19 protein-coding genes are annotated in these 22592 nt (G+C 41.4%); 16 read left to right on the forward strand and 3 right to left on the reverse strand.

Going from position 1 to position 22592, the window contains the following annotated elements; genetic code table 11:
• Positions 1 to 24 precede the first annotated feature (24 nt).
• Positions 25 to 846: a late competence protein ComER gene (comER, locus tag N1I87_RS05670; RefSeq protein ID WP_003355430.1), complete on the reverse strand. Its 822-nt coding sequence runs from the start codon at positions 844 to 846 to the stop codon at positions 25 to 27.
• An 83-nt stretch (positions 847 to 929) separates the two neighbouring features.
• On the opposite strand from comER, the gene N1I87_RS05675 reads away from it, so the two are divergent.
• The 3 genes from N1I87_RS05675 (at position 930) to N1I87_RS05685 (ending at position 4550) form a co-directional block, all read left to right on the forward strand.
• The gene (locus N1I87_RS05675; protein WP_341100957.1) at positions 930 to 1577 is read left to right on the forward strand and encodes a helix-hairpin-helix domain-containing protein; all 648 of its coding nucleotides are present in this window, start codon (positions 930 to 932) and stop codon (positions 1575 to 1577) included.
• A 127-nt stretch (positions 1578 to 1704) separates the two neighbouring features.
• Positions 1705 to 2235, forward strand: coding sequence for a ComE operon protein 2 (locus N1I87_RS05680; RefSeq protein ID WP_040341964.1), 531 nt, complete (start codon positions 1705 to 1707; stop codon positions 2233 to 2235).
• 17 nt (positions 2236 to 2252) lie between these two features.
• Positions 2253 to 4550 carry a DNA internalization-related competence protein ComEC/Rec2 gene (locus N1I87_RS05685; RefSeq protein ID WP_341100958.1) on the forward strand — a complete coding sequence of 766 codons (2298 nt, stop codon included), beginning with the start codon at positions 2253 to 2255 and terminating at the stop codon, positions 4548 to 4550.
• A 55-nt stretch (positions 4551 to 4605) separates the two neighbouring features.
• Here the strand turns inward: N1I87_RS05685 and N1I87_RS05690 are convergent, their stop codons facing one another.
• The gene (locus tag N1I87_RS05690; protein WP_003355426.1) at positions 4606 to 4737 is read right to left on the reverse strand and encodes a YqzM family protein; all 132 of its coding nucleotides are present in this window, start codon (positions 4735 to 4737) and stop codon (positions 4606 to 4608) included.
• A 306-nt stretch (positions 4738 to 5043) separates the two neighbouring features.
• Here N1I87_RS05690 and holA point away from each other — a divergent pair, with 306 nt between their 5' ends.
• Complete coding sequence (holA, locus tag N1I87_RS05695; RefSeq protein ID WP_003355424.1) at positions 5044 to 6066, forward strand: DNA polymerase III subunit delta; 1023 nt, start codon at positions 5044 to 5046, stop codon at positions 6064 to 6066.
• 147 nt (positions 6067 to 6213) lie between these two features.
• On the opposite strand, the gene rpsT is transcribed toward holA, so the two are convergent.
• Positions 6214 to 6474, reverse strand: a complete 261-nt coding sequence (rpsT, locus tag N1I87_RS05700; protein WP_003355423.1) for a 30S ribosomal protein S20 — start codon at positions 6472 to 6474, stop codon at positions 6214 to 6216.
• A 252-nt stretch (positions 6475 to 6726) separates the two neighbouring features.
• Between rpsT and gpr the strand changes: the two genes are divergently transcribed.
• The 12 genes from gpr to mtaB all read left to right on the forward strand — a co-directional run bounded on the left by gpr (position 6727) and on the right by mtaB (position 22563).
• On the forward strand, positions 6727 to 7836 hold the full coding sequence (gene gpr / locus N1I87_RS05705; protein ID WP_341103288.1) for a GPR endopeptidase: 1110 nt from the start codon (positions 6727 to 6729) through the stop codon (positions 7834 to 7836).
• Positions 7837 to 7963: 127 nt separating this feature from the next.
• Positions 7964 to 9154, forward strand: coding sequence for a stage II sporulation protein P (gene spoIIP / locus N1I87_RS05710; protein ID WP_003355421.1), 1191 nt, complete (start codon positions 7964 to 7966; stop codon positions 9152 to 9154).
• 181 nt (positions 9155 to 9335) lie between these two features.
• Positions 9336 to 10982 carry an IS1182 family transposase gene (locus N1I87_RS05715; protein WP_340397600.1) on the forward strand — a complete coding sequence of 549 codons (1647 nt, stop codon included), beginning with the start codon at positions 9336 to 9338 and terminating at the stop codon, positions 10980 to 10982.
• A 294-nt stretch (positions 10983 to 11276) separates the two neighbouring features.
• Positions 11277 to 13103 (forward strand): translation elongation factor 4, encoded by a 1827-nt coding sequence (lepA, locus tag N1I87_RS05720; protein WP_003355420.1) that lies wholly within the window; start codon positions 11277 to 11279, stop codon positions 13101 to 13103.
• 178 nt (positions 13104 to 13281) lie between these two features.
• The gene (gene hemW / locus N1I87_RS05725; protein WP_341100959.1) at positions 13282 to 14418 is read left to right on the forward strand and encodes a radical SAM family heme chaperone HemW; all 1137 of its coding nucleotides are present in this window, start codon (positions 13282 to 13284) and stop codon (positions 14416 to 14418) included.
• Positions 14419 to 14504: 86 nt separating this feature from the next.
• Positions 14505 to 15533, forward strand: a complete 1029-nt coding sequence (hrcA, locus tag N1I87_RS05730; protein WP_048623717.1) for a heat-inducible transcriptional repressor HrcA — start codon at positions 14505 to 14507, stop codon at positions 15531 to 15533.
• 136 nt (positions 15534 to 15669) lie between these two features.
• Positions 15670 to 16293 carry a nucleotide exchange factor GrpE gene (gene grpE / locus N1I87_RS05735; RefSeq protein ID WP_445285709.1) on the forward strand — a complete coding sequence of 208 codons (624 nt, stop codon included), beginning with the start codon at positions 15670 to 15672 and terminating at the stop codon, positions 16291 to 16293.
• Positions 16294 to 16332: 39 nt separating this feature from the next.
• Complete coding sequence (dnaK, locus tag N1I87_RS05740; RefSeq protein WP_341096731.1) at positions 16333 to 18159, forward strand: molecular chaperone DnaK; 1827 nt, start codon at positions 16333 to 16335, stop codon at positions 18157 to 18159.
• Positions 18160 to 18329: 170 nt separating this feature from the next.
• Positions 18330 to 19460, forward strand: coding sequence for a molecular chaperone DnaJ (dnaJ, locus tag N1I87_RS05745; RefSeq protein WP_003355414.1), 1131 nt, complete (start codon positions 18330 to 18332; stop codon positions 19458 to 19460).
• 23 nt (positions 19461 to 19483) lie between these two features.
• Positions 19484 to 20422, forward strand: coding sequence for a 50S ribosomal protein L11 methyltransferase (gene prmA / locus N1I87_RS05750; RefSeq protein ID WP_341100961.1), 939 nt, complete (start codon positions 19484 to 19486; stop codon positions 20420 to 20422).
• A gap of 18 nt (positions 20423 to 20440) precedes the next feature.
• A complete protein-coding gene (locus N1I87_RS05755) occupies positions 20441 to 21199 on the forward strand; it encodes a 16S rRNA (uracil(1498)-N(3))-methyltransferase (protein ID WP_003355412.1) in 759 nt (252 codons plus the stop codon).
• A 5-nt stretch (positions 21200 to 21204) separates the two neighbouring features.
• Positions 21205 to 22563 (forward strand): tRNA (N(6)-L-threonylcarbamoyladenosine(37)-C(2))-methylthiotransferase MtaB, encoded by a 1359-nt coding sequence (mtaB, locus tag N1I87_RS05760; protein ID WP_003355410.1) that lies wholly within the window; start codon positions 21205 to 21207, stop codon positions 22561 to 22563.
• Positions 22564 to 22592: the final 29 nt, after the last annotated feature.

Raw genomic sequence — 22592 nt, forward strand, 5'->3', positions numbered from 1 at the left:
TCTGTAGAAGAAGAATTCATTATATTAAGCTCCGAACTGCTGATTGATCTCCGCAATATCTTCTGCAAATTTCGCGTGAGTTTTGGCAAACAGCTTCTCAAACATATCTCCGATTTCTTGCTCCAAAATAGCAATGCCTTCTCCGGTTATACCGCCTTTGACACAAACTTTTTCTTCCAAGCTTTGCAGTGTATAAATCTTCTTTTTCAATAGTTCTCCCATTCCGATTAGCATTTCAGAAGCAAGATTTTCCGCTGTTTTTTGACTGATGCCCGTTTCGTTCACCGCAGCTTGAATAAACTTGCGGGTCATATAACTGAAAAAAGCCGGCCCGCAGCTGACGATATCCGAAGCGGCCCTTGTCCAACGATCATCTATTTCAACCGGATGAGAAATGGCCTTAATTAAGTGTAAAAATTGATTTTTCCACTCCTCTTGGCAATTTTCTCCAAATGTTACTAATACAGCACCTGCCAAAGCCCGGTTCGTGATGCTGGGGATCGCTCTTATACACGAACAGGGCAGAAGCGACTCCAATTGGGCCGTGGTAATGGGGCTAGTGATCGAAACGACGCATTTTTCTTTTAAAAAAACCGACTGGTGTTCGGCAATAAGCGAATAGATTTCTTTTGGTTTGACACATAGAAAAATGATGTCGCTTTTTTCAATGACTTCACGGTTATTAGCCGCTACGTTTAATCCAGGGTATTGGGATTTAAGTTTAAGTGATTTCTCAGGAGTGCGATTGTGTATATATACATCCGAAGGGACTAGGGCTTTTGATTCGATGAACGATTCGATTAGAATGGTTCCCATATTTCCCGTACCGATGATTCCTGTCTTCAAATAAGGTCCCTCCTTAAATGACATTTCTCCTACAATGTATGCGTTGAAAAAAATAATATGACTTGAGGTGAAGAGGAACAAAAATGGAACTGCTGCAGCGATATCGTATCCCCGCCTTGATTGCGGCCTCTATTGGGATTCTTCTCTTATTTTTTTACCAAACCGGCCATAAGGAGAAAACAGACCAACCGTCTATTGTGATGCCAAAGGAAGAAACAAAAGAGAATATGACTGAAAAAGCTGTAGAGGAGAAAGAAGAGGGAGCGGCAAAACCACAATCGGTGGTGATTGATGTAAAAGGAGCAGTCATGAGACCGGGAATTTATGAAGCAACGACCAATGACAGGATTTATGATATCGTTCAAAAAGCAGGGGGCTTTCGGAAAGAAGCCGATCAAACAAAAGTAAATTTAGCACAGAAACTACAAGATGAAATGGTTGTGTACATCCCGAAAGTCGGGGAAAAAGAATCGACAACGCTTTCTCAAAGTATTCCTTCCGCTCATCCCGCTAATAGTGGAAATGGCCAAGGAGAGCAGCTTGTGAATATTAATACGGCAACGGCGGAGGAATTGCAAAATTTACCCGGCATCGGTGAAACAAGAGCACAATCTATTATTGAGTATAGGGAAACAAACGGAGCCTTTCAAAAGGTCGAAGATTTAAAAAACATTTCTGGAATCGGAGACAAAACTTTTGAAAAATTAAAAGATAAAGTAACAGTGAAATAAGGCGGTATTATTGACGTCAACTTTTCGTTGCCTATAAACTAGAAAGAAAAGCAACGCTTCAGAAAAATATGTCGATTTAAAGGAGAGCATCGCTGTGAGCACAAGAATCACTTGGCATCAATATTTTATGGCTCAAAGCCATTTATTGTCACTAAGAAGTACATGTACGAGATTGGCGGTCGGAGCTACTATTGTTCGGGAAAAAAGAATTATTGCGGGTGGATACAATGGATCCATTGCTGGTGGGGAACATTGTGTGGATGTCGGATGCTATATGGAAGAAGGACATTGCATCCGGACGATTCACGCTGAAATGAATGCTATTTTGCAATGCGCCAAATTTGGAGTGCCGACGAAAAATGCGGAAATTTACGTCACTCATTTTCCGTGCGTGCAGTGTACAAAATCCATTATTCAAGCGGGAATTTCCTCCGTATATTATGCGAATGGCTATCACAACCATCCTTTCAGCCTTGAATTATTTGAAAAAGCGGGGGTAAAAGTCGAACACATTCCCTTTGAATGGCCGATCATTGATCGCAAAAACGAGGAAAAGAAAAAACTTGTACAAACATTGATGGACAAATTGGAATTATCCGGAGAAGATGCTGAAACTTTGCAACAGTTAAAAGCGCAGGTCACGGACTTATTTGGCTAATATATTGGGGGTGGGGAATGAAAGGAAATATTCTCTATTTCGCCGTTTTTTCTCTTTTCGGCAGCATTTGGGCACTGCCTCGTTCTTTAGGCAGCGTCCGTCTTTTTCTTTTGATGATTTGCTTGTTTCTCTTATTCAAGCTTCCTAAAACAGTAGTCATTTCCCTGTTAGCGGTGTCTGTGTTTTTTTATTTGGTCACCTTCATTCGCTCAAGTCATCATCATAGTTTATATGTTGGTACGGAATCGAATTGGACGGTTTCTTTTCAACAAGATGTGACCTTCAACGGCGATCAGCTGAAGGCCCGTGTTATTTCTCAAGATGGAGAAAAGCTCGAATTGCGATACACTCTTCATTCTCCAGAAGAAAAACAGCTTCTCCAGCAAAAATTGGTTTCTCCCCTCGTTTGTTCGTTTTCCGGAAAATTACTGGAGCCATCCACAAGCAGAAACGAGAACAGCTTTGATTATAAAACCTATTTATCGGATCATCAAATTTATTGGATCATCGAACCGATCGGCAACATTCGTTTAGACGATTGCTACTACACAAAACCGACGTTTTTGGATCGACTTCAAAAGATGCGTGCACAGGGCATCCAATTAGTCATGGATCAATTTCCGCAAGAAATGAAAGCTGTAGCGGCAGCCCTTCTATTTGGTGATCAAAGCAAAGCAGATGAAGAATTGATGACAGCTTATCAAAAATTGGGGATTATTCATTTGCTTGCCGTTTCCGGTCTCCATGTCCAATTGATAGCAGGCGCCTTTTTTTATCTTTTGATCCGACTAGGGGTGACAAGAGAAACCTCAGCGTGGATTCTGCTGTTTTTATTGCCTCTTTATGCGGTGATGACCGGAGGATCTCCTCCTGTTGTAAGATCTGTACTGATGACGAGTTTTCTCCTCCTTGCCTCTCTAACCAAAAGGGGATGGACTTCATTAGATGCCATCGGAGCCAGTTTTATGTTGGTCATCTTATACGATCCTTTTTTGCTGTACCACATCGGTTTACAGCTGAGCTATATGGTGAGCGTTTCTCTTTTGCTTTCCTCCCCGTTGATTTCCCGATTGAAAAGTGCTTTGGGAAAGTCATTTGCCATTACGTTGATCTCCCAAGCGTCCAGTATTCCGCTTCTACTTTATCATTTCTATGAAATTTCCATTATATCCCTTGCGGCCAATTTAATCTTTGTTCCATTTTATTCTTTTTTGATGATGCCGCTTTCTCTTTTCAGTTTTTTGTTTCTCAAAGTTGCTGGAGGATTGCCGCCACCCGTCCAAACATTTTCATGGTTGTTCGGCAAAATCAATCAGTTTGCTGAAGATTGCGGAAACCTGCCATTTGCCACTATTGTCACTGGAAAGCCTAATGAGTTCTTTCTTTTTTTGTACATGGGGGCTGTTTTCTTCTTCTTTTTTTTGTGGGAAAAATATCATTCCATGATAAAGGCAAGTCTTTTATTAGCTGCAGTATTGGTCGTCCATCTTATGTGCTTGCGTATGAGCCCTTATGGAGAAGTTACTTTTATCGATGTCGGTCAGGGGGACTCTATTTTCATCCATCTCCCGTTTCATAAAGGCAACTATTTAATCGATACTGGCGGACATCTTCCCTTTCAAAGAGACGAATGGCAAGAAAAAAGCAGGGAATTTTCCGTTGGGAGGGATATTTTAGTACCTTATTTGAAAAGCAAAGGAATTACGGAAATTGATAAACTGATTTTGACTCACGGCGATTATGACCATGTCGGAGCGGCGACAGAAATCATTCCTTCTGTCCATATCCGGGAAATCATCATTACTCCGGGATCTGAAAAAGACGCCATCATGAAAAGAATAATTCGGCTTGCTTTCCAAAAACAAATCAAAGTTACAGAAGGGATAGAGGGGCAAGGATGGAACACAGGCAACTTTGCCTTTTTGTTTCTTTCTCCTGACGATTCATTTTATGAAGGAAATAATGATTCTCTAGTGCTGTATGCCAAGATAGGCGGATTGAGATGGCTGTTTACAGGAGATTTGGAGAAGGAGGGGGAGGCTGAGCTTGTCCAGCAATGGAATTTAAAAGCGGATATATTAAAGGTCGGGCATCATGGGAGCAAGACATCTACATCCCCAAAATTTCTAGAGGCTGTGAACCCGAAAATCGCAGTGATTTCAGTCGGAGTGAAAAATCGTTACGGACATCCTCATCCGGAGGTGATCCGTTTGTTGGAGGAGCAACATATCAATGTGTTTCGCACAGATCTTAATGGGCAGATCACCTACAAATTTTACAAGGAAAAAGGAACGTTCCAGACTCATTTTCCATAGCATATAGTAGTTCAAAAAAAGAAGTTCGTCCCTTTATGACGAACTTTTCATCCACTTACCCAATCGCTTTAATCGTTACTCCTATCAGAAAGATAATGGTGAAGAAAAGAAACGAAACCCCAAAACCTACACCAGAATCTACGGCGTCATTGCGCTTTGACTGGACATCTTTTTCGAATTCGTTCATCCTATCCCCTCCTATTTTTTTCAGTATATTCGATCTATACAAAAAAATCTATAGCTCCTCGAACAATTTCCTTCTATGACAAGAGTTGACACCTATATTTTGATCTTGTATGGCGACAATATAAACAGCGAGGTTTACCGCTGGCCAACAAAAGTTCCCGGGACTTTTTTGCCAGCGTTTATATAGATTTGGCAAGGGGTGCATCAACGGGTAAAAGATGTTCCCCTTGTCAAAAAGGAATTGCTTTTTTATGATAGATCTGCAATGGATGATGAATAAAAAAGCAATTGGAGAGTATAGACGCTGATGAATGTATGGGAAAAAATTGAGAAAAGACAATTTTCTCCGCTTTACTTAGTATATGGACCAGAAACGTTTTTTATGAGTGAATTAAAGCAAAAGTTGCTTCAATATGCGTTAAACGAAGAAGAAATGGATTTTAATTTTTCCTCGTACGATTTGGAAGAAACACCGGTCGAGTTGGCGATTGAAGACGCCGAAACGCTTCCGTTTTTAGGGGAAAGGCGTTTAGTGGTGCTACATAATCCCGTTTTTTTAAAGGCGGAGAAGTCGAAAGAAAAAGTGGAGCATAACCTAAAAAAGCTGTTGGATTACATTGAAAAACCGGCGCCTTATTCCATCGTTGTTTTTGCCGCGCCTTATGAAAAATTGGATGAACGTAAAAAAATCACAAAGCGATTAAAGGAAAAGGCTGAAACGTTTGAGGCGAAAAAACTGAATGAGAAAGAAACCATGATCTGGATAAAAGAACGCGCAAAAGCAAAAAACAAAGAAATGGATGATGCTGCTGTCCAACAACTGATGACTCTTGCAGGAATGAATTTAATGATTTTGGCCAGCGAGATTGACAAACTTGCCATGTATGCCACAGAAACAAGTGTTATCGATGCAGGAATGGTGGAACGGTTAACGGCAAAATCGCTCGAACAAAATGTTTTTTCTTTAGTGGATAAAATAGTGAACGGCAAGATCGAAGAAGCGTTTGAAATTTATTATGATTTGTTAAAACAAAATGAAGAACCCATCAAATTATTATCTATCATTGCAAGCCAATTTCGGCTTATTTACCAAGTAAAAGAGCTGGCAAGGAAGGGTTATGGACAGCAAAAAATAGCTGCTATTTTGAGAGTGCATCCTTTTCGTGTAAAGCTGGCTCTTGAAAAGGCACAGAAATTTACAGAAGAAGATTTGGCGCGGATCATTCATCTGCTGGCAGAATGCGACTATGCGATGAAAACAAGCGCGATGGATAAAAAGATGGTCATTGAGCTATTTTTATTAAAATTTTTTGGAAGGAATCAAAAATAAGCAGTGTTCCTCTGTCGAGAATGGACCATCGACTATCTTTTGTCGGGGTTTGAAAAACTGGAATTTTGTCTGTGGGGGAAATTAAGTCACCTTCATGGATAAAAAGTGCAAAATAAAAAAGGATGTCCGTTTGACATCCTTTTTTATTTATGCGTTGACAGATAATTTTTTCATTAAGCGGGATTTAGTACGGCTTGCCGTATTTTTATGAATAATGCCTTTAGCCGCTGCTTTGTCGACGAGCTTCACCGCATTTTGGAGAAGTTCTTGAGCATTATCGGCATTGTTTACAGCCGCTGCTTCGAATTTTTTGATCGCTGTACGCATAGAAGATTTAAATTGTGCGTTTCTCGCTCTGTGTTCTTCATTTGTTTTTACACGTTTAATTGCAGACTTAATATTTGGCATCTCTGTCACCTCCTGTGAGCGATCGAGATTTTTATAGATACTCGACTTTCACTTTTCTTAAACAATAAGAACAAAAGTTATTCTATCAAACGAATGCCGATATTGCAATACTGGAATTGATAAAGCGAACTTTAAGCCAAGCCGATTTGCCAATGACGGAAAACATCTGTTCGTTTGTAATATCGAAGGAATGAAGCTTTGTCTAATGGGAAAAATAATCAAAACAGGTGGTTTCGGAAAGGGCTGATCATAGTGGAAAAAGAAAAAAACATCGATTATAGCGTATATGCCGTTCGAACGGATTTGGCGATAGAAGCGAAAGAAATGATTGAGGAGAAGGATAAAGAAAAATCAGAACTTAAGGGAGTCATTGTTCAAGAGCGGGACAAAAATGGCATCCACATTTCCTATGTGGAAATTACGGAGGAAGGCGAGAAAAAAATCGGGAAGAAAGCCGGTCATTATTTAACGATTGAAGCTCAAGGAATTCGGGAGCAAAACACGGAACTGCAAAAAGAAGTAACTGCCGTTTTTGCCAACGAATTCTCGCAGTTTTTGAAAAAAAATCATATTTCTAAAGATGCCAGCTGTTTAATAGTCGGCCTTGGAAATTGGAATGTCACCCCCGACTCGTTAGGGCCAATCGTTTGTGAGAATGTGCTAGTGACAAGGCACTTATTTCAATTCCAGCCTGAAGCGGTAGAAGAAGGGTATCGGGAAGTGAGTGCTCTTGCTCCAGGAGTCATGGGTCTGACGGGGCTTGAGACGAGCGACATTATTTACGGAGTGGTTGAAAAATCAAAACCTGATTTTATTATTGCGATTGATGCTCTGGCCTCAAGATCTATTGAACGTGTTAACGCTACTATTCAAATATCGGATACAGGCATCCAACCCGGTTCAGGTGTCGGAAATAAACGGAAAGAATTGAGCAAGCAAACCTTAGGAGTGCCGGTTATTGCCATTGGAGTGCCGACTGTTTTGGATGCGGTGTCGATTACGAGCGAAACGATTGATTTTATGCTTAAGCATTTCGGACGAGAAATGAAAGAAGGAGACCGGCCTTCTAAAGCACTTGCACCTGCCGGCTTTCTGTTCGGGAAGAAGAAAAAATTAACAGAGGAAGATCTTCCCGATGAGGAACCGCGAAAAATGTTTTTAGGGCTGATTGGCACTTTAAGTGAAGAAGAAAAAAGAAAGCTCATTCATGAAGTTCTGGCTCCACTTGGCCACAATTTAATGGTGACGCCAAAAGAAGTGGACGTGTTTATTCAGGATACTGCCAATATTATTGCTAATGGTCTGAACGCTGCTCTTCATAGTGCTATTGGACAGCATAACGCCGGTTTCTACACTCGCTGAAACCGGCTGCTTTTTTTGGGGAAAATCATCGAAAGCATCACGATTTTTCCAAAACGGGAAAGAGAAGTTCTACCTTTTCTATGAAAGTCATAGATATATTACTAGACTGAAACGAAAGGGTGGAACGATGAAAAAAACAAACTCCCACTATATCCTGTCTATCGACATTGCGACTATCGTAAAAGCAGCTTTTACTTTTTTTGCCGCTCTTTTATCCGTTTTTTCTTTGGTGGGGATTTTAACAACGTTTCAAAATGAATACCGGCTATCCTCCAATTCTGTGAATAAGGCGACAAAAAATATATCGGGAGCGGTCCTATATCATCTATTTACGATGGAGAATAAGTTGTTTTTAAAAGAGGAACCAAAAGATATCCGCGTTCCTTCGCTGAATGAAGTGTTATTTCAATTTGCGACGAATATTAAAATGAAAGATCAGCGAAGTTTATTAGGCAGGGAAATCCCCGGATTTTCCATTTATGATGGTTATATCCTCGTAGCCGGAAAGGGGACAAACTATACGAACCTTCCGATTGAGTCGGAACCGCCAAAAGAAGTATTAAGCAAAGAGAAGGAGGCGCCTTTGAAAAACACGAAGGATCTCGAGACCGAAAAGAAACAGAATCCTCCTCTGTCGACTAACGAAAAACAAACCGTATATCTTTATTTTACCCACACCCATGAATCATACTTGCCGTATTTGAACGGGGTGAATGATCCGGATGCTGCGCAAAATTCAAAACTAAATGTCACAAAAGTGGGAGAAATTTTAAAAAGCAAGCTTGAAGAGAAGGGAATTGGCACTTATGTGGATAAGACGGATATCGTCGATTTACTCAATAAACGTGGATGGGACTACGGATTGGCTTACCAAGAATCAAGGCAAGTTGTCGCTTCGGCCATGAAACGTCATCGAGATTTACAGTATTTTATCGATATTCACCGTGATTCTCAGCGGAAAAATGCAACCACCACTCGAATTCATGGAAAGAGCTATGCGAAAATCGCTTTTATTATCGGAGCTGAACATCCGAATTATGAAAAAAATGCTGCCCTTGCCACGGAGCTTCATAAACGATTAGAAAAAAAATATCCTGGGTTATCAAGAGGGGTTATCGTCAAGCAAGGCAAAAACACAAACGGAAAATTCAATCAAGATTTGTCGGACAAAGCATTTTTAATCGAGGTGGGAGGAGTGGATAATACAATGGATGAAATCACTAGAGCATGTGAAGCCTTTGCCGATGCCTTCAGCGATTATTATTGGCAAGCAGAAAAAGTGAATCAGTCCGGCGAAACTCAGCGTTCAAAACAGTAGAATTCATATGATCCACTGCTTTTAAAAGAGGCTGGGACAAAACCCCCTCTAAAATGGAAACAGCCCATGAAATTTTGGAATGAAATTTCATGGGCTGTTTTTCATTTTTTCAATAAAAAATAAGGACCTCTTCTGTTAAAATTAAGTTAGCACACAAAACCTAACAGAAAGAAGGGTCCTTATGTTCAAATATTATAACATGAATCAATTAGTTTTGCCTCTAGATTTAGAAATAAAATTACAAGAAAATGATATTGCCTTCCACATTCACCATTTAGTTGAAAGTATTCCAGATGAAGCCTTCCAGCCGTTTCTTCGAAATACAGGTTGTCCTGCTTATCATCCACGCATGATGCTAAAAATTATTTTGTGTGCCTATTCGCAGTCTGTCTTTTCAGGTCGAAAAATTGAAGCGCTATTAAAGGACAGTATACGAATGATGTGGTTGGCACAAGGATATGAACCAAGTTATCGGACGATCAATCGTTTTCGTGTGCATCCGGAAGTAAAAGAATTAATTCGTCAATGTTTTGTCCAATTCCGTTGCCAACTGGTGGAAGAAAAGTTAATCGATCAAGAAGCCATTTTTATCGATGGTACGAAGATTGAAGCGAATGCCAATAAATTTACTTTCGTATGGAAGAAATCCATTGAAAAATACAACCAAAGCTTAATTGAAAAATCCAATCAGCTCTACAACGAACTGTTAGAGAAGGAAATCATCCCTGAAATGGAGCGGGAAAATGAGGGAGAACTGTCCGTTGAAGAACTCGCTCAAATGGTGCAACAAGTCGATGAAGTGATTACGGAATATGACCAAAAGATAGAAGCATCGCCCGATGCCACAGAACGAAAAGCATTAAGAAGCGAACGGAAATATCCGAAGCGAGTGTACAAACAGTTGATTGACTTGATTTTACGTAAACAAAAGTATCAAAAAGACTTCGAAATCTTGGGTGAACGGAATAGTTATTCCAAAACAGACTTAGATGCGACGTTCATGCGAATGAAAGACGACTATATGAAAAACGGTCAATTGAAGGCTGGATACAACGTACAAATCGCAACAGAAGGTCAATACGCACTGGCTTATGGCATTTTTCCAAATCCTACCGATACACGTACATTGATTCCGTTCTTGAATGAGATTGAGAAGCATTATTTTCCATTGCCAAAATATATTGTCGCAGATGCTGGTTATGGTAGTGAACAGAACTATGAGGACATCCTTTCGAATCGAAAATGTGAGGCACTTATTCCATATACCATGTATGAGAAAGAACAAAAGAAGAAATATAAACAAAACCTATTTCATCCAGACAATTGGACGTACGACGAAGAAAGTGATACCTACACGTGTCCGAATCAGCAGCGGGTAACCTTCCGATATCGTTCTGTACGTACCGATAAGACCGGTTTCAAACGAGAATTGAAAATCTATGAATGTGAAAACTGTTCGGGATGTCCATTCCGTTCTTCATGTACAAAAGCAAAGGAAGGCAACCACCGAAAAGTCATGGTGAATGAAAAATGGGAACGACAAAAAGAATATGTAAGAGCGAAGCTTTCAGAAGAAAAAGCAGGTTCTATTTTCCGTCAACGTAAAATGGACGTAGAACCAGTTTTTGGATTCTTGAAGGCTAATTTGCGTTTCACTCGATTTTCCGTCCGAGGCAAATCGAAGGTGGAAAATGAAATGGGGATTGCCTTAATGGCCGTGAATTTACGGAAATACACGGCCAACAAAGATCAACTGACCAAAAATAATGGAGAGAAATGGAAAAAGGAGAATTTGAGTTGGCTCAAATTCTCCTTTTTCCTATTTTGAAGCTAGTTTTGTCCCAGCCTCTTTATGTAAAAACGTTCTTTCAAGCAGGAAAAAAGATACTTCTTCCACTAAGAGAGGGATAACCGCCGTGAATATCTCGAAACACATGAGTGATATCCGAACTAGCCGCATCAGCTAAAATCGGATAAATCCGTTTTAACAGCCAAATATATGAACGGATTGCGGAAGATTAGAAGACCGTTTTTGACAAGAAAGGTTTTCATTGAATCTTGGCAATCTGACTGCTATAATCGACAATAGTGTACGTGTGCCGATAAACAGGAGTGAATGAGTATGAAGCGGGAAGAAAAACTGAACAGACAGAAGCATATTCGCAATTTTTCCATTATCGCCCATATCGATCATGGAAAATCCACGCTTGCTGATCGCATTCTTGAAAAAACAAACGCCCTATCGGAACGGGAGATGAAAGATCAGCTGCTGGATACGATGGATCTAGAAAGAGAACGCGGCATTACGATCAAGCTGAATGCTGTTCAATTGAAGTATAAAGCGAAAGACGGAGAAGACTATATCTTTCATTTAATCGACACGCCTGGGCATGTCGATTTTACGTATGAAGTTTCGAGAAGCTTGGCAGCTTGCGAAGGAGCCATTCTCGTCGTGGATGCTGCCCAAGGCATTGAAGCTCAGACGCTTGCCAATGTCTATTTAGCCATTGATAATGATTTGGAAATTATCCCAGTCATCAATAAAATTGATTTGCCGGCCGCTGATCCGGAAAGAGTGCGCCAAGAAATCGAGGACGTCATTGGATTAGATGCTTCGGAAGCCGTGCTGGCATCAGCGAAAGCAGGTATCGGGATCGACGAGATACTGGAGCAGATTGTGGAAATGGTTCCGCCTCCGGAAGGGGATCCTGACGCCCCTTTGAAAGCGCTCATTTTCGATTCTTTATATGATCCGTATAAAGGGGTTATCGCCTATATTCGTGTAGTGGATGGATCGGTCAAAGTCGGGGACAAAATTAAAATGATGGCAACGGGAAAAGAGTTTGAGGTTACGGAAGTGGGCGTTTTAACTCCTAAGCCTGTCACTCGGGATGAATTAATGGTTGGAGATGTCGGCTATTTAACGGCCTCCATCAAAAATGTCGGTGATACAAGAGTCGGTGATACCATTACTTCGGCAGTCAACCCGGCTTCTGAACCGCTTCCCGGCTACCGGAAATTAAATCCGATGGTTTATTGCGGAATGTACCCTATCGACTCTGCTAAATTTAATGATCTTCGCGAAGCGCTTGAAAAATTACAATTGAACGATTCTGCTTTGCAATTTGAACCGGAAACGTCACAAGCGCTCGGTTTCGGTTTCCGCTGCGGTTTCTTAGGACTTTTGCATATGGAGATTATTCAAGAGCGGATTGAGCGTGAATTTAAAATTGATTTAATTACGACGGCGCCAAGCGTTATTTATAAAGTTCATACGACGGATGGGAAAGAAGTTCAAGTAGATAATCCGACCAATATGCCGGATCCTCAGAAGATCGATCGGATCGAAGAACCTTATGTTCGAGCCAGCATGATGGTCCCAAATGATTATGTCGGTGCTGTCATGGAACTGGCGCAAGCAAAGCGCGGTCAGTTTATCGATATGCAATATCTTGATGACACTCGCGTCAATGTTATATATGAAATTCCGCTTTCCGAAATTGTGTATGACTTTTTTGATCAGCTAAAGTCCAGTACAAAAGGGTACGCTTCTTTTGATTATGAACTTATTGGATACAAACCGTCGAAATTAGTGAAAATGGATATTTTGCTGAATGGGGAGAAAGTCGATGCCTTAAGCTTTATTGTCCATCGCGATTTTGCTTATGAGAGAGGAAAAGTGATTGTAGAAAAGCTGAAAGACTTAATCCCTAGACAACAATTTGAAGTTCCGGTGCAAGCCGCGATCGGGAGCAAAATCATTGCCAGATCCACGATCAAAGCAATGCGGAAAAATGTATTGTCGAAGTGTTACGGAGGAGACGTTTCCCGGAAACGAAAACTGCTGGAAAAACAAAAAGAAGGAAAGAAACGGATGAAGCAAGTAGGGTCCGTTGAAGTACCGCAAGAAGCCTTCATGGCAGTGCTAAAAATGGATGACTCTAAATGACAGCGACTGTATCATCAAGTTTCTTTGTAAATAGAAAACGAACGATCGAATGGGAAGGCGAAGTTCCGCTTTCCCTTTCTCGTTTTTTTTCTTGGACCCATTTATAGATCAACTTCATGTAAAGGACTTTGCTGATTGTGTACAAGGATCTTTTTAATAGGAAAGGGGTGAAGACTTCATGATCGAGTCTGCCTATATCCATATACCGTTTTGTAAACAAATTTGTTATTATTGCGATTTTAATAAGTTCTTTTTGAAAGGCCAGCCGGTTAAACGCTATTTGAAAGCGTTAAAAGAAGAGATGAGGATCACTCTTGAAGCATTTCCCACCCGAGAGCTGAAAACGATCTTTGTCGGAGGGGGGACTCCCACCGCGCTGGAAGCTGACCAGCTGGAAGAGCTTTGCAAAACGATCCGCGACATTCTTCCTTTCCAAAAAGGAGAATTTACCTTTGAAGCCAATCCGGATGACTTAACAAAAGAAAAATTGGCCATTCTACACCATTATGGCGTAAACCGACTGAGTTTAGGAGTTCAATCATTTGATGATGAATTGCTGAAAAGAATCGGCCGGACTCATACGGGCAAAGACGTTGTGAAAACAGTGGATATGGCAATCAAAGCAGGATTTGAAAATATCAGTATTGATCTAATGTATGCCCTTCCCGGACAAAAGAAAGAGGATTTTCAGTTGTCGCTGGAAAAAGCGCTTCAACTCGATCTTCCTCATTATTCAGCGTATTCTTTAATCATTGAACCGAAAACGGTTTATTACAATTTAATGAAAAAAGGGAGGCTGCCGCTGCCATCCGAGGATTTGGAAGCGGAAATGTATGATCTGCTGATGGATGAAATGGAACGGCATGGAATACATCAATACGAAATCAGCAATTTTGCTAAAAAAGGCTATGAAAGCAAGCATAATCTTGTTTACTGGAATAATGGCGAATATTATGGGTTTGGCGCTGGGGCACATTCGTATGTGAATGGGAAGAGACGAGCTAATTACGGGCCGCTGAAAAAATATATGGCGCCGGTGGAAAACGGCCAGTTTCCTGTTATGGAAGAAATCAGTCTCAGCAAAGAAGAAAAGATGGAAGAAGAAATGTTTTTAGGATTGCGAAAAACAGAAGGAGTGTCAATGACTCGCTTTCATCATAAATTTGGGATAGAGCTTATGGAGATTTTCTCATCTCCTGCGAAAGAAATGGAAAACAAAGGACTAGTGGAAGTACAAGGAGATTTTATCCGTCTCACGAAAAAAGGAAGGTTTTTGGGGAATGAAGTGTTCCAAGCTTTTCTTGGCATTAGTTAAATGATTGACAGAGGAGTCCCCTTTTGATAAGTTATTTAATAGATTTAGCACTCGATAGAAGAGAGTGCTAACAGAGGTGATGTAAGGTGTTAACAGATCGCCAATTGCTGATTCTGCAAGCAATTATTGATGACTTTATTCGATCTGCACAACCTGTCGGCTCGCGCAGTTTATCCAAAAAAAGCGAAATCCATTTTAGTTCGGCCACCATTCGCAATGAAATGGCTGATTTGGAAGAATTGGGATTTCTTGAAAAAACGCATACTTCATCAGGGAGAATTCCGTCTGAAAAAGGGTATCGCTACTACGTTGATCATCTCCTTCATCCGGAGAAGCTCAATAAACAAGATATTATGATGATCCGCTCCATCTTCGCTGAAAGGATTTATGAAATGGAGAGGATCGTACAAAAGTCGGCGAAAATTTTATCAGAGCTGACCAATTATACAGCGATTGCGCTGGGGCCAAGATTAAAAGAGAACAAATTAAAAAGAATCCAAATTGTCCCTTTAAATAAGGAAACGGCGGTTGCCATCATTGTGACGGATACCGGACATGTGGAAAATCGGACCTTTACTCTCCCGAAAACGATCAGTTCAGGCGATATAGAAAAAATGGTCAATATTTTAAATGAACGATTATTTGGCGTTCCGCTTGACAATTTGCAGGATCACATATATAAAGAAGTGGCAACGCTGCTTCGCCAGCATATATCTAATTATGACGATATTCTTCGCTCGCTGGTGAGGGCGGTAGAACTTCCAGCCGATGAAAAATTATTTTTCGGCGGGAAGACCAATATGTTGAATCAGCCTGAATTTCATGATATCGAGAAAATTCGGTTATTACTGGATATGATTGAACAAGAGAAAGGCATTGCCCGTTTGTTGAACCAAATTCCTATCGGCATTCAAGTGAAAATTGGAAGAGAAAACAAAAATTTGGCCATGAAAGATTGCAGTCTCATCACGGCTTCCTATTCTATAGGAGATAAACATGTGGGAACCATTGCCGTTTTAGGTCCGACTCGTATGGAATATTCAAGAGTCATTAGTCTGCTCCAGTTTTTTAGCGATAGTTTGAGTAATGTATTGACAAAATTGTATCAAAATTAAACATGGTGGAAATATTGAGGAGTGTTGATAGCGGGCGGTGACCGGCTTTTAGGCTGGCTGCTCTCTTTTTCTTTGTCTTTCCACTTTCCGCCATTTTAAGGAGGTGAATCCATTGACAGAAGAAAAAAAACAATCGATGGATGAGACAGAGCAAGAATCAAAAGAGAAAGAAAACCAAGAACTTCAGTCTGAAACTGAGAATAAACCGGAACTTTTTGAACAAGTAGCTGAATCCGAGGAACAATCGGAAGAATCTCCAGAAAATGGGGAGAATGTTCAAGAAGAAAATCAAACAGATATCGAAAAGCAAAAACAAAAAATTAAAGAATTGGAGACTAAACTGGAGGAAGCAGAGAATCGTTATTTGCGATTGTTGGCGGACTTTGAAAATTATCGCCGGCGTGTGAATATCGAAAAGCAAGCCAGCGAAAAATATCGAGCCCAAAGCTTAATCTCTGACCTTCTTCCCGTTCTGGACAATTTTGAACGAGCATTGCAAGTAACGGTCTCTGATGAGCAAGCCAAATCTCTTCTTCAAGGAATGAAGATGGTTTACAATGGTGTTTTGGAAGCCTTAAAAAAAGAAGGACTTGAAGAAATTGAAGCGGCTGGAAAAGAGTTTGATCCAAATATTCATCAAGCCGTCATGGTGGCTAACGATGAAACGGTAGGTCCTAACATCGTAGTGGAAGAACTTCAAAAAGGCTATAAATTAAAAGACCGTGTGATACGTCCTGCGATGGTGAAAGTAAATCAATAGGACGGAAAGTTTTACATAACAAGTTAGGAGGTATGAGACATGAGCAAGATCATTGGGATTGATTTAGGAACTACAAACTCTTGTGTTGCCGTTCTTGAAGGCGGTGAACCGAAAGTAATTCCCAATCCGGAAGGAAACCGTACAACTCCTTCGGTTGTAGCCTTTAAAAATGGGGAAAGACAAGTAGGGGAAGTGGCAAAACGTCAAGCCATTACCAACCCGAATACCATTATTTCCATTAAACGTCATATGGGAACGGACTATAAAGTGGAAATTGAAGGGAAACAATATACTCCACAAGAAATTTCTGCAATGATTTTACAATACTTAAAATCCTATGCAGAAGACTATTTGGGAGAAAAAGTAGAAAAAGCGGTTATTACTGTACCTGCTTATTTTAATGACGCACAACGTCAAGCCACAAAAGATGCCGGTAAAATTGCCGGTTTGGAAGTCGAACGGATCATCAACGAACCAACTGCGGCTGCTCTTGCTTATGGATTAGACAAAATGGAAGATGATCAAACAATTTTAGTATACGACCTTGGTGGAGGAACGTTTGACGTCTCCATTCTTGAATTGGGCGACGGCGTGTTTGAAGTGCGCGCTACTGCCGGAGATAACCATCTTGGCGGCGATGATTTTGACCAAGTGATTATTGACTACTTAGTGGAAGAATTCAAAAAAGAAAACGGAATTGATTTGTCAAAAGACAAAATGGCTATGCAACGTTTAAAAGATGCTGCCGAAAAAGCGAAAAAAGATCTTTCTGGTGTAACGACGACACAAATCTCTTTGCCGTTCATTACAGCAGGAGAATCAGGACCTCTTCATTTGGAAATGACCTTGACGCGTGCTAAATTTGACGAACTCTCTGCGCACCTGGTAGAACGTACAATGGGACCGACGCGTCAAGCACTTCAAGATGCCGGTTTAACTCCTGCTGATATCGACAAAGTTATACTTGTCGGGGGATCTACTCGTATACCGGCGGTTCAAGAAGCCATTCGCAAAGAAATTGGAAAAGAACCGCATAAAGGGGTCAATCCGGATGAAGTAGTGGCCATGGGTGCTGCTATTCAAGGAGGAGTTTTGACAGGCGATGTGAGAGACGTTGTATTGCTGGACGTTACTCCGCTTTCACTCGGAATTGAAACGATGGGCGGCGTGTTCACGAAATTGATCGAACGCAATACCACGATTCCGACATCGAAGTCGCAAATTTTCTCCACTGCAGCTGATAACCAAACGGCTGTGGATATTCACGTTCTTCAAGGAGAACGCCCGATGGCAGCGGATAACAAAACACTTGGCCGTTTCCAATTAACGGATATTCCACCTGCTCCAAGAGGAGTACCGCAAATTGAAGTGACTTTCGATATCGACAAAAACGGTATCGTTAACGTTAGTGCGAAAGATTTAGGAACTGGAAAAGAGCAAAAAATTACGATTAAATCGTCCTCTGGATTGTCCGAAGAAGAAATTCAACGCATGATCAAAGAAGCAGAGGAAAATGCGGAAGCTGATAGAAAACGCAAAGAAGAAGCAGAACTTCGCAACGAAGCTGACCAGCTCGTCTTTACGGTTGACAAGACTTTGAAAGAGCTGGAAGGAAAAGTGGATGCCGGCGAAGTGAAAAAAGCGGAAGAAGCTAGAGATGCCTTGAAAGCCGCCATTGAAAAAAATAATTTGGAAGAAATTCGCCAAAAGAAAGAGGCTCTTCAAGAAATCGTTCAAAACCTCTCCATCAAACTTTATGAAAATGCAGCCCAACAAGCACAATCTCAACAAGGAAATGACAGCAAGAAAAAAGATGACAATGTAGTGGATGCGGAATTCGAAGAAATGAACGACGACAAGAAATAATGGCCGTTTGAGGAAAAGAAAAAAGTCAAAGTCAGGTGTTCTTCATGGCTTTGGCTTTTTTCTTCATTGGCATCAAACATTTCCTTTCACCGCAGCTAACGATTTCATTGCATAACGGCTGGATTCAATGATAAAATATTCTTTATGTGAGATGCGGGAGTGTTCTAGGTATGAGTAAAAGAGATTATTATGAAGTTTTAGGCGTGAGTAAAAACGCTTCAAAAGATGAAATTAAAAGAGCATATCGAAAACTTTCAAAGAAATACCACCCGGATATCAATAAAGAACCTGGCGCCGAAGAAAAGTTTAAAGAAGTGAAAGAGGCATATGAAGTTTTAAGCGATGATCAAAAACGCGCCCGCTATGACCAATTTGGACATGAGGATCCAAGCCAAAATCAAGGCTTTGGCGGAGGATTCAGCGGTTTTGATGGTTTTGGCGGCTTTGAAGACATTTTCAATACATTTTTTGGCGGGGGCGGTTCAAGAAGAAGAAATCCGAATGCTCCAAGAGCAGGAGCCGATCTGCAATATTCCATGAGCATTTCGTTTGAAGAGGCCGTTTTTGGAAAAGAAACCGATATTCAAATTCCAAAGGAAGAAACATGCGATACTTGCGGCGGTTCCGGAGCAAAGCCGGGAACGAAACCGGAAACTTGTCCACATTGCCACGGAACTGGGCAAATCAGCACGGAGCAAAATACGCCATTTGGACGCATTGTCAACCGACGGGTATGTACGCATTGTGATGGCACTGGTCAAATCATTCGAGAAAAATGTTCGACTTGCGGTGGAACCGGTAAAGTGAGAAAAAGACGTCGCATTCATATTAAAATACCGGCTGGAATCGACGATGGACAACAACTGCGTGTGGCCGGTCAAGGAGAACCTGGGGTTAACGGGGGTCCTCCTGGAGATTTGTACATTGTATTCCATGTAAAGCCTCATGAGTTTTTCGAGCGGGACGGAGACGATATTTATTGTGAAATGCCACTTACCTTTGCCCAAGCGGCATTGGGAGACGAGATAGAAGTCCCTACCCTTCATGGAAAGGTGAAATTGAAAATTCCTGCCGGCACTCAAACAGGAACAAAATTCCGCCTGCGCGGAAAAGGGGCTCCGAATGTGCACGGCTATGGAGTCGGAGACCAGCATATCATTGTGAAAGTCGTAACGCCAACGAAGCTCACCGAAAAGCAAAAACAATTATTGCGTGAATTTGCGGAGATTGGCGGTTCCATTCCAGATGAACAACACGAATCGTTGTTTGATAAGGTGAAAAGGGCAATTAAACGCGATTAATAAGAAACGGAGCAAAGCAAATCATGAAATGGTCGGAAATCAGTATCCATACAACAAACGAAGCAATTGAACCTATTTCAAACATTTTGCACGAAGCTGGGGCAAGCGGTGTTGTGATTGAAGATCCTTATGAGTTGACGAAAGAAAGGGAAGATCAATTCGGGGAAATTTATCAACTAAATCCTGATGATTATCCTGAAGAAGGGGTTATTATTAAAGCCTATCTTCCCATTAACAGTTTCCTTGGCGAAACGGTAGAAGAGATCAAGCAATCAATCAACAATCTTGTCTTATTCGACATTGATATCGGAGAAAATAAGGTTACGATCAGCGAAGTGCATGAAGAAGAATGGGCGACGGCTTGGAAAAAATATTACAATCCTGTCAAAGTATCCGAGAAATTCACGATTGTACCGACATGGGAGGAATACAAGCCTGTTTCGACCGATGAACTGATCATTGAATTAGATCCGGGAATGGCGTTTGGAACCGGCACCCATCCAACGACGGTTATGTGCTTGCAGGCGTTGGAGAAGATCGTCAAACCGGGGGATAGAGTGATCGATGTCGGTACTGGTTCCGGGGTATTGAGCATCGGTGCTGCCTTATTGGGAGCCGAAAAAGTGATGGCCTTCGATTTAGATGAGGTGGCCGTTCGGGCCGCAAGGTTAAATACGAAATTAAATAAAGTCCAAGACGTCGTAACAGTGCAGCAAAATAATTTATTGGATGGGGTCTCCGAACAAGCTGACGTTGTCGTAGCCAACATATTGGCGGAAGTGATTGTAAGATTTGCGGAGGATGCTGCAAAGGTTGTCAAACCAGGGGGATATTTTATTACTTCCGGCATTATTCAGAAAAAACGTCAAGAAGTGATAGAGGTCCTTACAAACTGCGGATTTAAGATAGAAGAAACGATGTTGATGGAAGACTGGGTGGCGATCATCGCCAAACGAATGTAGAGATTGGATGGTGACAGCGTGCAGCGCTACTTTATTCACGAACCAATAAAGGATGATCAGTCATTTAGAATAAAAGGCGAAGATTTTCATCATTTGTCGCGGGTTATGAGAATGAAAGCCGGAGACCATTTTTATGCTGTTTTTTCTGATCGCCAAAACCAAACGGCGTTGGCGGTTTTGGACGAAATTTCTAGCGACTGTGCCCGGGCCACGGTAGTAAAATGGATCCGTGATGAAAAGGAGTTGCCGATCCAAGTGACGGTGGCCAGCGGATTGCCAAAAGGGGATAAACTAGAGCTGATCATACAAAAAGGAACGGAACTTGGAGCTTCTTCTTTTTTGCCTTTTATGGCAGAGCGCTCCATCGTAAAATGGGATGAAAAGAAGATGCACAAAAAAGTAGTCCGCTGGGAAAAAATTGCGAAAGAAGCGGCGGAACAATCTCAGCGAACCGTCATTCCGGAAATATACGAGCCCGTTTCGATTGAAAAGTTATGTGAAATGGCTGACCGCTATACTTGGAAATTATTTGCCTATGAAGAAGCGGCAAAAGAAGGAGAGCATCGGCAATTTTATGAAACGTTGAAAAATGTAAAGCAAAAAGACACCCTGTTGATCGCATTTGGGCCGGAAGGAGGCTTTTCCCAAGAAGAAGCTTCCTTATTGTCTGAAAAAGGGTTTATTCCGTGCGGCTTAGGGCCAAGAATATTACGGACGGAAACGGCTCCTCTTTATGCTTTATCCGCGATTTCCTATCATTTTGAATTAATGAGGTGATTTACATGCCGACAGTGGCATTCCATACATTAGGATGTAAAGTAAACCACTATGAAACAGAGGCCATTTGGCAGCTGTTTAAAGGTGCAGGCTATGAACGGGTTGATTTTGATTCTATTTCGGATATTTATGTGATTAATACTTGCACGGTGACCAATACAGGCGATAAAAAAAGCCGTCAAGTCATCCGGCGTGCTGTTCGAAAAAATCCTGACGCTGTTATTTGTGTCACGGGCTGCTATGCGCAAACATCGCCTGCGGAAGTTTTGGAAATTCCGGGAGTCGATATTGTCATCGGCACTCAAGATCGGACGAAAATTCTTGATTTTGTTGAGAAGTATCAAAAGGAACGGCAGCCAATCAACGCTGTCAAAAACATTATGAAAAACCGAGTGTTTGAAGAAATGGACGTTCCGGCCTTTACGGATCGCACAAGAGCTTCTTTAAAAATTCAAGAAGGCTGCAATAATTTTTGCACATTCTGCATTATTCCATGGGCTAGGGGACTTATGCGTTCACGCGATCCGAAAGAAGTCATTCGCCAAGCGCAACAGCTTGTCGATGCCGGCTACAAAGAAATTGTTCTTACCGGAATTCATACAGGCGGATATGGGACTGATATGAAAGATTACAATCTGGCTATGCTATTAAGAGACATAGAAGAACAAGTTCATGGGCTGAAGCGCCTGCGTATTTCTTCTATTGAAGCGAGCCAGCTCACGGATGAAGTAATTGATGTAATCGACCGCTCCAACATCGTCGTTCGTCACTTACATATTCCGTTGCAATCGGGTTCTAACACTGTGTTGAAAAGAATGCGCCGCAAATATACGATGGAGTTTTTTGCGGAACGGTTAAATCGACTGCGCGAAGCGCTTCCGGGATTAGCTGTCACGTCCGATGTGATTGTGGGCTTTCCGGGAGAAACAGAAGAAGAATTTATGGAAACCTATAACTTTGTAAAAGAACATAAATTCGCAGAGCTCCACGTATTCCCGTATTCTAAAAGAACGGGAACACCGGCAGCCAGAATGGAAAATCAAATTGACGAAGAAGTCAAAAATGAACGGGTTCACCGTCTCATTACGCTTTCCGATCAATTGGCAAAAGAGTACGCTTCTCAGTTCGAAGGGGAAGTGCTGGAAGTGATACCGGAAGAACGTTATAAAGAAGACCCAGAAAGCGGGCTGTACGAAGGATATACCGATAATTACTTAAAGGTAGTGTTCCCTGCTTCAGAAGACATGGTAGGAAAGCTTGTCAAAGTGAAGATTACAAAAGCCGGCTATCCATACAACGAAGCACAGTTTGTCCGCGTCCTTGATGACGATGTTCCCGCTGGAAAAGCTGCGCGTTTAGCGTAAAAGAAAGGAGAATGCACTAGAGGCATTCT

This window comes from Bacillus sp. FSL W8-0102 (assembly GCF_038007225.1).
Taxonomy (GTDB): domain Bacteria; phylum Bacillota; class Bacilli; order Bacillales; family DSM-4216; genus Bacillus_O; species Bacillus_O smithii.

Bases quoted from the DNA above. Each gene is read 5' to 3' on its own strand.
- spoIIP (WP_003355421.1), top strand. From the start codon at position 7,964: ATGAAAAAAACAAACTCCCACTATATCCTGTCTATCGACATTGCGACT.
- lepA (WP_003355420.1), top strand. From the start codon at position 11,277: ATGAAGCGGGAAGAAAAACTGAACAGACAGAAGCATATTCGCAATTTT.
- N1I87_RS05690 (WP_003355426.1), bottom strand. From the start codon at position 4,737: ATGAACGAATTCGAAAAAGATGTCCAGTCAAAGCGCAATGACGCCGTA.
- grpE (WP_445285709.1), top strand. From the start codon at position 15,670: ATGGATGAGACAGAGCAAGAATCAAAAGAGAAAGAAAACCAAGAACTT.
- mtaB (WP_003355410.1), top strand. From the start codon at position 21,205: ATGCCGACAGTGGCATTCCATACATTAGGATGTAAAGTAAACCACTAT.
- N1I87_RS05675 (WP_341100957.1), top strand. From the start codon at position 930: ATGGAACTGCTGCAGCGATATCGTATCCCCGCCTTGATTGCGGCCTCT.
- hemW (WP_341100959.1), top strand. From the start codon at position 13,282: ATGATCGAGTCTGCCTATATCCATATACCGTTTTGTAAACAAATTTGT.
- prmA (WP_341100961.1), top strand. From the start codon at position 19,484: ATGAAATGGTCGGAAATCAGTATCCATACAACAAACGAAGCAATTGAA.
- dnaJ (WP_003355414.1), top strand. From the start codon at position 18,330: ATGAGTAAAAGAGATTATTATGAAGTTTTAGGCGTGAGTAAAAACGCT.
- N1I87_RS05715 (WP_340397600.1), top strand. From the start codon at position 9,336: ATGTTCAAATATTATAACATGAATCAATTAGTTTTGCCTCTAGATTTA.
- N1I87_RS05685 (WP_341100958.1), top strand. From the start codon at position 2,253: ATGAAAGGAAATATTCTCTATTTCGCCGTTTTTTCTCTTTTCGGCAGC.
- rpsT (WP_003355423.1), bottom strand. From the start codon at position 6,474: ATGCCAAATATTAAGTCTGCAATTAAACGTGTAAAAACAAATGAAGAA.
- holA (WP_003355424.1), top strand. From the start codon at position 5,044: ATGAATGTATGGGAAAAAATTGAGAAAAGACAATTTTCTCCGCTTTAC.
- dnaK (WP_341096731.1), top strand. From the start codon at position 16,333: ATGAGCAAGATCATTGGGATTGATTTAGGAACTACAAACTCTTGTGTT.
- N1I87_RS05680 (WP_040341964.1), top strand. From the start codon at position 1,705: ATGGCTCAAAGCCATTTATTGTCACTAAGAAGTACATGTACGAGATTG.